The organism is Mycobacterium sp. 852002-51961_SCH5331710, from assembly GCF_001665535.1.
GTDB lineage: Bacteria > Actinomycetota > Actinomycetes > Mycobacteriales > Mycobacteriaceae > Mycobacterium.
Genome location: NZ_LZSQ01000077.1, coordinates 35,049 through 48,306, shown reverse-complemented (window position 1 = coordinate 48,306; position 13,258 = coordinate 35,049). Strand labels below are relative to the sequence as shown.

Here is a 13,258-nt window from a genome sequence, read left to right as displayed (position 1 = left end):
CTTACCCCGCGCCCGCCCGCATGCTTGCGAGGGCCGCCTCTCGGCCCCGGCGGACTTCGGTGTTCACCACCTGGCGACGATCATCGACGATTATGTCCTCGGCGATCAGGTCGCCAGCAGCGTCCCAATCGTGATTCGCGAAGCACTCTTGCATCCGCTGGTGCGCACGACTCGCGGCATTCGCTAGTCGGGTTGCCGGAGAACTGAGTTGGTCGAACCGCGTCAGTGCCGCCTCGACATCGGTTTCGTCGAAGAGCTCGTACCGCTGCAGCTTGCCGCCATCGAGCAGCAAGATATTGATCACTCGCCACTCGGCTTCGAACCCCTCTTGGGCGACTCCGTGGGAGCGATTGGTGATGACGGCGCCGCGATCGCTGACCCGGTGCACCACCTCGATGTACGTTCTGAGATCCGGCGTGAACTCTCGTTGGGTGAGGGTAGCGGCTGTGAGATCCCCTGGTGCATAACGCGTCAGCCGGCGGTGGTCGCTGCTGGGACAGTTCACCGCACTGAAGTCGTTGCGGTTGAAAGCGGCAGTGAGCTCGGTGACCGTCGACCAGGTTTGGGCGAACGGCTCCGCCTCGCCGGCTGCGTACCGCGAGTCGAGTTCCGCTATTGCAGCGGCGAGGTCATCAGCCTCGAACACGACTATCGCGAGAATGCGTTCGTGGGCGTCGAGTTCGACGACACGTAGCATTTCGGTGCGAAATCCGTCGGGACGAGTGTCCTGCCCAAGAAACAGTGCGCGAAGGAGCGCAAGACGTTCTCCCCGAACAGCAAGTACCTGTGTAGTGACACTTTCGGTGCCCAAGTCGCCGATCGTCTGCGATTCGGCGAGCAACTTCGCGCGCCCGCGAAATTCTGTGTGAAGCCCTCTGCGCCGGTCTTCGACCCGGACGTCTTCGGCTATCAAGGAACCAAACTGATCCCACTGCTTGCGTGCGCATACTGCATTGAAGCGACCATCGGCTCGACTAGCGGCATTCTGGAGCGGCGTCCGTTCGTCACCAGTCCCAGTGCGGGCATGTATGACATCCAACTCCGCGAGGGCAGCATCCATATCGTCGGCGTCGAACCACACTTGCAGCGACACTCGGTCAGAGTCGTCGATTCCGTAGATCTGCAGGAACTCGTCCTGTGGCGCACCGGGACTCACGTCTGTGCTGCCCACGAACAATCGAGAGAGCGCCAAGCGTTCGCCTCGTACCGCGATCACCGATTGAGTAACCCGAACGTTGCCGCTCGCCTCGAAGATGCGCCTGCTGTTGTGCACCCAGTCGCCGCCCGGCAAATCGTCCAGGGTGAAGCCGACGATTCGTCGTCGACTCTCGACCGCAGTTCCTGGGACGAAGAGGCTCTCGAACTCGTCCCAAGCCTTACGTTGTATTGCGTTGACTATCCGCTGCCCTACTTCGACGCATCTATTCGTCAACTCGGCGGCAGGTCGCTCGACTTGGTTCGGCCTGGGCACGTCGTGGGAGCCCAGAACCTTCCGAGCTTTCTCGGTGAGCGCCGCAGCCCCTTTGCGTTCATACAGCGCGACCGCCTGCTCGGCCGCAGCGCGCATGCCCGCGTTGTTGCCAGCGATACGCAACACCGTCGCCAACGCCAGGCAGGCATCACCGTGATCAACTAGAGCATCGGTCACCGCAGCCCGGCTGACCGCCTCTTCCGCGACCTCCTTGGCCCGATCGTGATCACCTGCCCGCGCCAGCAGCTGCGCCCTGACCGACCGCCACGCGATCGACGCCTTCGACCCGTGACCAGCGAGACGCTCGCTCACCGAGCACAATTCGTCCGCCTCGGCGTAGCGCCCCAACGCAAGGCGGGTCCTCGCCAACAACGCTGCCGTGTCCGCGGTGTCGGTGTCGAGGCCCATACGACGGAAACCCTCGTAAGCCCGGCGCAGATACGGTTCGGCGGCCGCCGCATCATCGGAGACCAACTCGATGATGCCGGCGAACTGATCCACCTCCAGTAACGCGTGGCGTAGGCCGAGTTCGGTCAACGTCCGTCTGGCCGACTCGATCAACCGCCGCCCCTCGGCGGCTCGGCCCCGGAACGCATCCAGTACAGCCTGGCACCGTGTCGACGTCGCCTCCACCAATGGTGACCCCGTCGTGATGCGCAGCAGCCGCACCACATCCAGACATCGCCCGCCCGCGCGCGGAACGGGATTGGGCCCCCACAGTGCCGCCAACGGCGCCCCCGCGAGCACCGCGTTCACCCGGCTGTGCTCATGCGCCCGCCGTGCCGCCGTCAACGCCTGGTCCAAAGCTGTTTCGCAGTCACCGATTCGGCCGAGGCGGGCGAGGCATCCCGCGCGGATCGTGTGCGCTTTGGCCTCCCCCGCCGCGTCCGCGAGCGCGGCCAGTTGCTCGGCGGCCACACTCACCGCCGTTTCGATCTCATCCAGTCGCTCGGGATCGGTGAGCATCGAGAGCTCACCGTCGAAGCACACACCCCAGGCCCCCAGTCGTCCCGAATCGACAGCGACTTGCCGTAATTGGGCCACCGCATGCTTCGCCGATGTGACATCACCCGCAGCCAGTAAGGCCTCGCAATGGGCGATCAACAACTCGGCTTGCAGCTCATCGCGGTCCGAAAGCTCCTCGTCCAACTCCTCGAGCGCATGGAGCGCTCGGTCATACAACTCGGCCGCGCCTTCGTAAGCCACCCGCGACATCGCTTGATCTGCCGCACGCCGGCAGTACTCGACCGCCTTGGCCGCGTTTCCGGCCCACGCACATTCGAAGTAGTGGTAGGCCAATTCGGCCAACAGCTCATCGTCGGAGCCCGCCTCAGCTTCGAGCGTTCCCGCGATGCGCTGATGCAACCGCATGCGCCGCACGGACGGAAGCTCGGCGAGCAACGACTGGCGCACCAAGGCGTGATTGAAACGGTAACGGCCGCCGGGCTCTTCGATGACGATGCCCGCCTTGCCGGCCTCATCGAACGCGTCGACGAGGTCTTCGCCGACCACCTGCTCGACGAGCGTCACTGCAAACCGGCTCCCGACCACCGCCGCCGCCGCGAGCGCCTTGTTCGTCTCGGCACTCAATCGGGAGAGCCTGCGACTAACCGCTTCTCGAACACCCTGCGGCAGCGTGCTCGGGTCCCAACGGCCGCCGCTTTCCTCCACGTGCCGCAGCGCTTCGATGAGGAAGAACGGGTTACCGCCGGTCACCGTCGCCAGCGCCCGCCCCAATTCCTCGTCGTCGTAACCGGCTTCGGCGACATAGGCGGTGACGTCACCCTCGTCGAGTCCGGATAGTTGCAACCGAGTGGCGGTGCCGTCGCGATGAAGGTCTGCCAGCATCGCCGCCAGCGGGTGCGAGCGGTCCAGATCGGTGCTGCGGTAGGTACCGACGATCTGCACGCGGGCTTCTTCACCGAAGCGCAGCAGGTGCCGCAGAAGCAACAGCGTCGGTTTGGCCGCCCAGTGAAGGTCGTCGAGGATCAGCACGACGGGCGCCGTTGCGGACGCGGTACCCAACAGGGCGACCACGGCGTCGAACAGCGCGTAACGCTCGGTGTCCGGATCCGCGCGCGGAGGAGCGGCCACATCGGGCAGCTTGTCCGCCAGCCCCGGAATCAGCGGTAACAGCGCCTCGATGCCCCTTACGTTGCGCAGGCGGTTCGAGTCGACACAGGAGACGAACGCAGGCAACGCCTCGGCGAAGGGCTGATACGGCGCGCCGAGATCTTCGTCGCATCGGCCGTACAGAACGACGGCGCCCTGGTCGTAGGCGTTGCGTGACCATTCCCCGGCTAGCCGCGTCTTGCCTACGCCCGGTTCACCGGCGATGAGCACAGCACGCGTGCCGGCGGCCAAGGTCGACTGCCACGCCGCCACGAGTCGCTCCAGCTCGCGACCGCGGCCGACGAACGGCCCCGGGCCGACGAGAACCGCCGGCAGCGCGGGCCGCTCCATCGGAGCCTCGGCGGTGGCCAGAGCGGAAGCGGACACGCTCTCCAACCGGAGCTCGAACACATGCTCCGGGCGAGGGAGGTTGCGTAGCCGGCGCGTACCGAGGTCGGCGAGTACGACGTCGTCCGGAATCGAGTCGATGACGAGCTCGGCGGTCGCACCGGAGCAGAGGATCTGGCCTCCGGCGGCCAGGGACCGCAGCCGGGCGGCGCGGTTGACGGCTCTGCCGAAGTAGTCCCCGTCGCGGAACTCGACCTCACCGGTGTGAAGCGCCACGCGGATCCGCATCGGGTCCGCGAGCTGCCACGCCTCGTGACCGATCGCTTCCTGCAATTCGATAGCCGCCGCTGCGGCCGCCGATGGGCGGTCGAACACCGAGAACGTCGCGTCCCCTTCACCGCGCGTCTTGATGAGCCGTCCGCCGCGCGACGTGACGACCTGCTCGACGATCTCGTCGTGGCGGGCCAGCGCCACTGCCATCGCGTCGGCGTCGGCCTCCCACGCCGCCGTCGACCCCTCGATATCGGTGAGCAGGAAGGTGACCGCACGCGTGACTGTCGAAAGCTGCTGTGACTGAGGCACTTCCAACGAGGCATCCTGCGCGACGATTGCCGCCTCCAGTCGCCGCAGCTCCGGTCCGGGGTCGACTCCCAACTCCTCGGCCAGCAGCGACCGCGCCCTCTTGTATGCGCCCAAAGCCTCGCCCTGCCGGCCGGCCCGGTAGAGAGCGAGCATCAGATGACCCCAACGGCGTTCTCGCAAGGGAGCTTCCGCTATCGCCGACTCCAGCTCCCCCACGATCTCCGCGGCTCGACCCGTCGCAAGAAGCGCGTCGGCCCGGTCCTCCACCAGGGCGGCGTGACCTTCGAGCCACCGAGTCTTCTCCGACGAACCGCGCGCGCTGTCAGGAAGTTCGGGCAGGCCGCGCCACAACGCGAGCGCTTGATCGAACAAGGCCACCGCGCGAGTCGGGTCACCGGCCGTGAGGGCCTTACGTCCGAGCTTCGCCGCCGTCTTGTAGTGGACGGCGTCGATCTCGGTGGTGCTCAGCGTCCACCCCGTGCCCTCGGTCAGCACGAATCCGTCACCCAGCGCGCGGCGCAGCGACGAGATGTGGGTCTGCAAGGCCTTGGTCGCAGTCCGCGGCGGTTCGTCCCCCCACAGCAACGCGACGAGGGCGTCGGCGGATACGACCGAACCGCCGTGTAGTCCGAGCATCGTGAGAATGGCCCGGGGCTTGGCACCGGGAATGGCGACCGGCAGCCCGTACTGCCGGACCTGGAGAGGTCCCAGAACCCCCAGTTCCACCTCTTGGAGCGTAATCACATTGCGATCGTCTGAGGGCCGATTCAACATGCGGTCAAGAACCGGTAAAGGACCCGCTGACCTGGATCTTTGCGCTGTCAATGAAACCGGGGAGATGGTGTGGCAGGCTCGGCTCGTGGACCTGCCCAGACCGGATCCCGCGTTGCCCCACCTCGCCGACGTCGTGCCGTCGGTCCTGGCGGCGATGGGCGCGGACGGCTTCCACAACACCCTCGGACTCCCCGATGACCTGGCCGGGGCCTGCGTGCTGCTGATCGACGGGCTGGGCGCCGACCTTCTCGACCGCCACGCCGCCGATGCGCCCGCGATGGCCTCGCTGCGCGGTCGGGCCCTGACCGTGGGTTTTCCGTCGACCACCGCCGCGGGTCTGGCGGCCGTCGGCACCGGCCGTCACTCCGGTGAGCACGGGTTCGTCGGCTACTCCTTTCGGGTACCGGACGCCGGTGTCATCAACGCCCTACGGTGGCGGCCACACCCTTGGGGCCAGGACCTTCGCAACACGGTCGTGCCCGAACAGATGCAGCCCATCCCGACCGCGTTCGAGCGGGCGACCTCGGCGGGTGTCGCCGTCAGCGTCATCTCCGGCGCCCAGTTCACCGGCTCTGGCCTGACCCGCGCCGTGCTGCGCGGCGGGCGCTTCGTCGGCGTCCATGCGCTCGGTGACCTCGCCGCCGCCGTACGAGCCACGGTGTCCGACCGCGGTTTCTGTTACGGCTACCACGCCGATCTCGACATGCTGGGACATATATACGGCCCCGGATCCCCTCAATGGCGCTTGCAGTTGCGGCAGATCGACACCCTGATCGAGTCGGTGACCGAGGCCCTTCCGCCCGGCGGTCTGTTGGCCGTGGTGGCCGACCACGGCATGGTCGAGGTCATCGATGCCGAAACGGTCGACGTCGATGCCGCGCCCGCACTCCAACAAGGGGTGCAGGCGATCGGCGGCGAGGCGCGGGCTCGACACCTCTATATAGAGGACGGCTCACGCGACGACGTCCTCGCCGCCTGGCGGGCGACGCTGGGCGAGCGGGCATGGGTGCTCTCGCGCGACGAAGCCATCGACGCCGGCTGGTTCGGGCCGCAGGTCAGCGACGACGTGCGGCCCAGGATCGGCGACGTCGTCGCCGCCGCCCGCGGTTCTGCGGCGATCGTCCGGCGCACCGTCGAACCAATGGAATCGTCACTGGTCGGGCAGCATGGCTCGCTCACCTTCGCTGAACAGACGGTCCCGTTGCTGCTGGCGGTCGGCTGAACCGTACCCGCTTCGTCGCCACTGGTCGCCGGGATAAGCGGGGTTACAAAGGATTTCAGATCTTGATCGGGCCGCGCTGCGGCAATTCGATTGCCGCGTCAGCGAATTGGCCAGTGGTAATCGACGTTGCTGAATTAGCTTGAAAAGCAAGATTCTGCAATGCTATTCGTGAAGTACGCTATAGAAACTGCAGGCTGTGAACGCTGTCACAGAATTTGGCGGCATTGCCGCGACGCTTGTAGCGTCCGACCGCATGTTTGCTATTGCCACGCTTTTGACGCTTGTAAACCAGGTGTCCGGCACGCCGTACGTCTCCGGCGGCGACTCGCCGGCCGGTACGGACTGCTCGGGCCTGGTGTCTTGGGTGACGAATGCAGCCACCGGTCGGCCCGTCTACGGCGACCGGTTCAACACGGGAAACATCGAGAACGCCCTGCTCGAGCGCGGGTTCCAGTACGGCACCCAGCCGGGTGCGCTGGTGGTCGGCTGGAACAGCGGCCACACCGCGGCCACACTGCCCGACGGCACGCCCGTCTCGTCCGGTGAGGGCGGCGGCGTGAAGGTCGGCGGCGGTGGCGCCTACCAGGGCCAGTTCACCAAGCACATGTTCCTGCCGGTGCCGCCCGAGCAGCCCATGGCTCCCGGTGCGCCGGCCGCGCCGGTCGTGATGATGGCCGGCCACGAGCCCGCCGCCCCGGCCGATCCGTTCGCGCCGCCGCCCCCGCCGGCGGATCCGTTCGCGCCGCCGCCTCCGGCTCCTGCCCCGCCACCGGCCGATCCGTTCGCGCCGCCGCCGCCTCCGGCTCCTGCCCCGCCGCCGGCCGATCCGTTCGCACCGCCGCCGCCGCCGGCACCGCTGCCTCCGGCCTGAGCGCGGCCCGCGCCCGGATAACCTCTGCGGCGTGATCGTGCTTCTTCCGCCCTCGGAAACCAAGCGGGTCGGCGGCGACGGGCCGCCGCTGCGCCTGGAGTCGCTCAGTTCGCCGGAGCTCGGGCCACTGCGCACCGAACTCGTCGACGAACTGGTGGACCTGGCCGCGGATCGGCCCGCCTGTCGGCGCGCCTTGGGGCTATCCGCCTCGCAGGACGCCGAGATCGATCGCAACGCCGAGCTGCGCAGCGCACCGACGCTGCCCGCGATCGGCCGTTACACCGGTGTCCTCTACGACGCCTTGGACGTCGGGTCGCTGCACGGCGCAGCCGCATCCCGTGCACGGTCGCGGCTAGCCGTCGGCTCGGCGCTGTTCGGGCTGTTGCGCGCCGACGATCCGGTGCCGGCGTACCGGCTCTCGGCGACATCGAAGCTGCCGGGCCGGCCGACGCTGGCGACACGGTGGCGCCCACTGCTGGAACCCGTCCTCGCCAAGTGGTCGGCCGACGAGCTCGTCGTGGATCTCCGATCCGGTTCGTACGCGGCGCTCGGACGGCTCCCCGACGCTGTCCGCGTCGATGTGGTGGCCGAGAAATCCGACGGTCGCCGCAGTGTGGTGACCCACTTCAACAAGGCGCACAAGGGGCGACTCGCGCGAATCTTGGCGAGCACGCGATCCGAACCGGCGGATGCAGCGGCGGTAGCCGCCGTGGCGCGGCGCGCCGGGATGCGGGTGGAACGCCGCGGAGACGAGTTGACCGTCGTCGTCGACGCCTGACCGAACGCGTCAGATCTTGACGATCATGTCGCTGGTGTAGAACTCCGCGGGATTCTGCGAAAACGGGTCGGGACGGGTGATCCACACCCACACTCCCGTCGCACCCGGCTCGACACTGTCGTGAAGGCTGACGGAGCCGTGCCCGACGCCGTCGGTCTGCAACGGCGCCATGACGACACCGGGGTCCCCGCCGAGGCAAGGGGCCGACGACGGGCGCGGAAGCTGGATGAGCCTGACGTCGTAGCGCATGTTGGGTATCGCCACATCGAGGTTGACGTTCGCGGTCACATCCGAGCCGTTCGTGCTCACGACGTTTGTGGCCCGCGCATATCCGGTCGGACCGTTGTAGTCGGTTTCGCTGTAGTCGCAGCGTCGGGATACCTGGTTCATCGGAACGAACGTGTCAGCCCCCGCGATGCCGGCGCCGGTGAGAAGTCCGACGGGCGCCGCGGTCATGAGAGCCGCGGCCGAAGCCATCAATCGGATCGGTCGGCGCATGTCTTCATCCCCGTTCCTCGTCCGCGGCGGTGCACTGCACCCACGGGATTGACGTTCGTCGCTACCGTAAACCACCCGTCACCCGCACCGGACCGGTTCGCCGGTCCTTCGCGTGACGGCGATCAGTCGCGATATTCGACGACGTCGTAAACGCCTTCCGCGTACCGCGCCCTGATGAGTTTCTTGTCGAACTTGCCGACGCTGGTCTTGGGCACCTCGTCGATGAAGGCCCAGCGTTCGGGCAACCAGAACCGGGGCACGTTGTCGCCCAGATGATTCCGTAGCTCCTCCGGCGTGAGCGAGGCGTCGCCGTCGACGACCACCGCCGCCAACGGCCGCTCCTGCCAACGCTCGTCGGGGACGGCGACGACCGCGGCCTCGAACACCGCGGGGTGGTCCATGATCCGCAGTTCCAACTCCACGGACGAGATCCATTCGCCGCCGGACTTGATCACGTCCTTGGCGCGGTCGGTCAGCGTGATGAAACCCTGCGGGTCGATCCTGCCGACGTCGCCGGTGCGGAGCCAGCCGTCGTCAAATTTGGAGGGGTCGGCATTGTGGTAGTACGAGCCGGTGATCCACGGGCCGCGAATCTCGATCTCGCCCACTGCTTTCCCGTCGCTGGGCAGGACCGCGCCGTCGTCGTCGACGATGCGGATCTCGACGCCGCACATCGCGCGTCCCGCAGTGGCCCGCAACGTCCAGTGATCGGCACCGGTCACCTCCGGCGGCGGGTTCGCGATCGCGGCCAGCGGGGAGGTCTCGGTCATGCCCCAGCCCTGCCGGATCACCACGCCGAAGCGCTCCTGGTACTCCTTCATCATTGCCAACGGCACCGCCGATCCGCCGCAGCAGACGGTGCGCAGCGAGGAGATGTCGCGGTCCGGATTGGCGTGTAGGTAGTTGAGCACGTCGTTCCAGATCGTCGGTACCGCCGCCGACATGGTCGGGCGGTGCCGCTCGATCATGTCGACCAGCGGAGCCGCCTGCAGAAACCGGTCCGGCAGCACCAGATCCGCGCCGGCCATCACGGCTGCATACGGCTGACCCCACGCGTTCGCGTGGAACATGGGGACGACGGTCAACACGCGGTCGCCGTCGACCAGCCCGATGCTGTTGCCGCTGCAGACAGCCATCGAGTGCAGGAACGCGGAGCGGTGACTGTAGACGACGCCCTTCGGATTGCCGGTCGTGCCGCTGGTGTAACACATTGCGGCGGCGCTTCTTTCGTCGAGAAGGGGCCAGTCGTACTCGAGGGGCTGCCCCGCGATCAGCTCGTCGTAGCGAATTACCTCGACACCCGCAGCGGCCAGTTCGGAGATGTCGCCTTCCCTCACAGCGACCACGGTGTGCACGGTCGTCAGCTGCGGCAATATCGGCGCGAACAACCCCGCGAGCGACATGTCCACCAGGACAACGGAATCCTCGGCCTGGTTGGCGATGAACGCGACCTGCTCACCGGACAAGCGGATGTTGAGCGTGTGCAGCACCGCGCCCATGCACGGCGCGGCGAAGTACGCCTCCAAGTGTTCCTGGTTGTTCCACATGAAGGTGCCGACGCGTTGATCCCCGGTGATGCCGAGACCGCGCAAACCGTGGGCCAACTGAGCGACCCGGGTGCCGAGTTCGCCGTAACTGATCTCGCGCGACCCCTCGCCGGTGGCGGTGATCACCTTGCGGCCGGAGTGCCACCCCGTACCGTGTCGCAGGATCGTCGTCAGGGTGAGCGGAAAGTCCTGCATCGTGCTGTCCATGGACGTCTCCCTGCTGGCTGGCTCGATGACGCCATGATCGTCCATGTCCAGGCGTTTCGACGGGAAACCGCGCATCGCGTCGCTAGCATCTGCGGTCATGGTCCAACCGAGTTATCCCGGCTATCCGCCGCCGCAGCCGTACAAGCGGCCGGTGTCCGGCGCCGACATTGCGGCGTCGGTGGTCGCGCTGGTGATCACCGCCGGGATGATCGCCGTCGGGGCGTTCTTCGGACTGTTCTCGCTGGCCTTCCTGGACCACTGCCCGCCCGAGACCTGCAGCGAGGAAGGCGCCGTCAACGCGGTCTTCACCGCCGTCCTGTTGGCGGGCGCGATCGGGGTGGCAGGACTGATCGCGACCGTCGTACAGCTGGTGCGGCGTGCGCCCGGCTGGCCGTTCGCCTTGGGAACATTCGGGCTGTGCCTGGCCACCTTCGTCATCGGCGGCGTCGCCTACACCATGGCGGTCGGCTGAAACACCCGAGCGCTCGGGCAATTTGGCTTACCGTGGGTCGCGTGGAAACACACCCGGCAAAAGCCCCCGGCCTGGTAGCGGTCGAGGCACTGCGCTCAGGGGACCCCGTCGTCGACGTCAACGGTGGCGGTCAGCATTACACGGTGTTGGAGGCCAAGGACCTGGGCGAGGGATGTGTCGTCCTCGAACTCGAGTCGAAGGCCCACGACGAACTGCGGGTGATCGAGATGACGTTCCCCGCCGGTTACCAGATGGAAGTAACGCCTCGCCGATTGCTGTAATCCGCCGTCGGCGTCCCTCAGATAGGAGTGTTGCGTGCTGCGCGATATCCGCGAGCTGTCCGATTCACCCGAGGAGTATGCAGAGGAACTGCGCCGGCGCTGGGGCGGATTGCTGAGCTATCGCTACATCGGCCGCAGCTACGCCCAGATGGACCTCGTCGAAGAGGACAACACCGTCGCCGTGCGCCGCGATATGCGCGACGCGGCCGGCGGTCTGCTATTCGCCGTGCTGGGCATCTCGGCCCCCGAGAGCGGGCACATGTCGGACCTGGAGGCGGTGCCGAACCCGGTCATCCACTCCTGCCAGATTCTCGACCCGGGCCGCGATGTCACCTGCTTCGAGGTGGTGTCCGAGGAACTGCGGGTGGGCCGCCAGATGGGATACAGCCGCGCCAAGATCGTCGACGCCGACAACCCGGATCGGGTGCTCGCCCTGATCGAGGGGCAGGGCGTCAGCATCGGCGTTCCGCCCGAGGGACTGGAGCGGATGGAGGCCAATCCGCTCAACATCGTCGATTCCCCCGACTTGCCGCCGCTGTGGCAGGTGTTCGGTGGCCGCCGCCGACCCGACGGTCGCTGGGGTCTACCGGAGTTGTCGGCCGAGGTCGCGTCGCCCGACGCGGCGCTGCACGTCGGACCCCAGTTCGTCATCCTCGAGACCGCCGCCATCGACGCCGCGGCAGCCGCCGCGGGCACCGACCGTCTGCACGGAGTGTCCTGCCACGTGATGTTCATGGCGCGCGGCAAGGCCGGTCCGTTCCGGGTGGACTCCGAACCGGTCCGCGGGGCCGACGGCACCGTGGCCGTGCGGGTGCTGATGCACGACGAGGGCGCCGACGACCGAGTCACCACCGCGGCGGCATACGTATTTCGGGTGGCATAGCGAAAACGCCTCCAAGCGTCATGAGACACTTCCGCCATGGTTGTCGCAATCGCCCGCCCCAAGCTCGAGGGCAACGTCGCTGTCGGTGAGGACCGCCGCATCGGATTCGCCGAGTTCGGCGACCCGCAGGGCCGTGCCGTCTTCTGGTTGCACGGCACCCCGGGGGCCCGCCGTCAGATCCCGATGGAGGCCCGCGTCTACGCCGAGAAGGCGAACATCCGGCTGATCGGGCTCGACCGTCCCGGCATCGGGTCGTCGACCCCGCATCGATACGAACGGGTCGTCGATTTCGCCGATGATCTACGCACGATCGCCGACACCCTGGGCATCGACAAGATGGCCGTCGTCGGCCTTTCCGGTGGCGGCCCGTACACGCTCGGGTGTGCCGCCGCGCTGCCCGACCGCGTCGTCGTCGCGGGCGTGATCGGCGGCGTCGCCCCCACCGTCGGCCCCGACGCGATCCCCGGCGGCCTCATGGGCAACCTCGGCACGCGTGTCGCGCCGCTGCTGCAGTACGCGGGGACCCCGGTCGGGCTGCTGGCCTCGGCTCTGATCCGGTTCATCAAACCGGTCGCCTCCCCCATCACCGACCTCTACGGGCGAGTGTCACCCGAGGCCGACCGCCGGTTGCTGGCCCGGCCGGAGATCAAGGCCATGTTCCTCGACGACCTGCTCAACGGCAGCCGCAAGCAATTGGCGGCCCCGTTCTCCGACATCGTCGTCTTCGCCCACGACTGGGGCTTCCGGCTCGACGAGATCACGGTGCCGGTGCGCTGGTGGCACGGCGACGCCGACCACATCGTTCCGTTCCGCCACGGTGAGCACGTCGTCTCGAGGCTCCGCGACGCCGAGCTGTCCACGATGCCCGGCGAAAGTCACCTCGCCGGCCTCGGCCGCGCAGAGGAGATCCTGCAGACAATGTTGAAGGTGTGGGACGAACAGAAGCCGCGGTCCTGACCGCGGCAACCGTCAGCGGCTGCGGGCCAACCAGCCCGAGACCGTGGAGAGGTCGCGGCTGTAGGCCATGAGGATGTCGTCGTGGTACAGCGCACCGCCGCTGATCGCGTCGCTGCCCTGCCAGATCACGTGGATACGCACCGGACTGCGCGTGTAGTAGTCGGTACGGTCCGCGTCTCTGCGGTCCCATCCGGCCTCGACGGCGCGTTCGGACAGCTCTTCGCGCGCGTTTTCCGCCATCGGTACTCCTCCTGT

General features: G+C 67.5%; 11 protein-coding genes. 7 read left to right on the top strand and 4 right to left on the bottom strand.

Translation table 11 applies throughout. The annotated features are described in order from the left end of the window. Position 1: 1 nt before the first annotated feature. Positions 2-5,239 carry an ATP-binding protein gene (locus tag A5752_RS13365; protein WP_197500610.1) on the bottom strand — a complete coding sequence of 1,746 codons (5,238 nt, stop codon included), beginning with the start codon at positions 5,237-5,239 and terminating at the stop codon, positions 2-4. 133 nt (positions 5,240-5,372) lie between these two features. Between A5752_RS13365 and A5752_RS13360 the strand changes: the two genes are divergently transcribed. The 3 genes from A5752_RS13360 to yaaA all read left to right on the top strand — a co-directional run bounded on the left by A5752_RS13360 (position 5,373) and on the right by yaaA (position 8,158). Next, positions 5,373-6,509 carry an alkaline phosphatase family protein gene (locus tag A5752_RS13360; RefSeq protein ID WP_067085984.1) on the top strand — a complete coding sequence of 379 codons (1,137 nt, stop codon included), beginning with the start codon at positions 5,373-5,375 and terminating at the stop codon, positions 6,507-6,509. Positions 6,510-6,762: 253 nt separating this feature from the next. Further along, positions 6,763-7,380 carry an NlpC/P60 family protein gene (locus A5752_RS27745; RefSeq protein WP_067085962.1) on the top strand — a complete coding sequence of 206 codons (618 nt, stop codon included), beginning with the start codon at positions 6,763-6,765 and terminating at the stop codon, positions 7,378-7,380. 31 nt (positions 7,381-7,411) lie between these two features. After that, the gene (gene yaaA / locus A5752_RS13350; RefSeq protein WP_067085960.1) at positions 7,412-8,158 is read left to right on the top strand and encodes a peroxide stress protein YaaA; all 747 of its coding nucleotides are present in this window, start codon (positions 7,412-7,414) and stop codon (positions 8,156-8,158) included. 9 nt (positions 8,159-8,167) lie between these two features. Here the strand turns inward: yaaA and A5752_RS13345 are convergent, their stop codons facing one another. Next, a complete protein-coding gene (locus A5752_RS13345; protein WP_067085957.1) occupies positions 8,168-8,656 on the bottom strand; it encodes a hypothetical protein in 489 nt (162 codons plus the stop codon). A gap of 122 nt (positions 8,657-8,778) precedes the next feature. Beyond that, positions 8,779-10,410 carry a fatty acid--CoA ligase gene (locus tag A5752_RS13340; RefSeq protein WP_067085981.1) on the bottom strand — a complete coding sequence of 544 codons (1,632 nt, stop codon included), beginning with the start codon at positions 10,408-10,410 and terminating at the stop codon, positions 8,779-8,781. Between the two features lie 97 nt (positions 10,411-10,507). On the opposite strand from A5752_RS13340, the gene A5752_RS13335 reads away from it, so the two are divergent. From A5752_RS13335 to A5752_RS13320, 4 genes are read left to right on the top strand one after another with little or no spacing between them, the layout of a single operon-like run. Next, positions 10,508-10,882 (top strand): hypothetical protein, encoded by a 375-nt coding sequence (locus tag A5752_RS13335; protein WP_067085953.1) that lies wholly within the window; start codon positions 10,508-10,510, stop codon positions 10,880-10,882. Between the two features lie 41 nt (positions 10,883-10,923). After that, positions 10,924-11,163: a hypothetical protein gene (locus A5752_RS13330; RefSeq protein WP_067085950.1), complete on the top strand. Its 240-nt coding sequence runs from the start codon at positions 10,924-10,926 to the stop codon at positions 11,161-11,163. Between the two features lie 34 nt (positions 11,164-11,197). Further along, entirely contained in the window at positions 11,198-12,046 is an 849-nt protein-coding gene (locus tag A5752_RS13325) for a hypothetical protein (RefSeq protein ID WP_067085948.1), read from the top strand. A gap of 36 nt (positions 12,047-12,082) precedes the next feature. Then, positions 12,083-13,003: an alpha/beta fold hydrolase gene (locus A5752_RS13320; protein ID WP_067085944.1), complete on the top strand. Its 921-nt coding sequence runs from the start codon at positions 12,083-12,085 to the stop codon at positions 13,001-13,003. Between the two features lie 12 nt (positions 13,004-13,015). Here A5752_RS13320 and A5752_RS13315 read toward each other — a convergent pair whose 3' ends face one another. Then, complete coding sequence (locus A5752_RS13315) at positions 13,016-13,243, bottom strand: hypothetical protein (RefSeq protein ID WP_067085941.1); 228 nt, start codon at positions 13,241-13,243, stop codon at positions 13,016-13,018. Positions 13,244-13,258 lie beyond the last annotated feature (15 nt).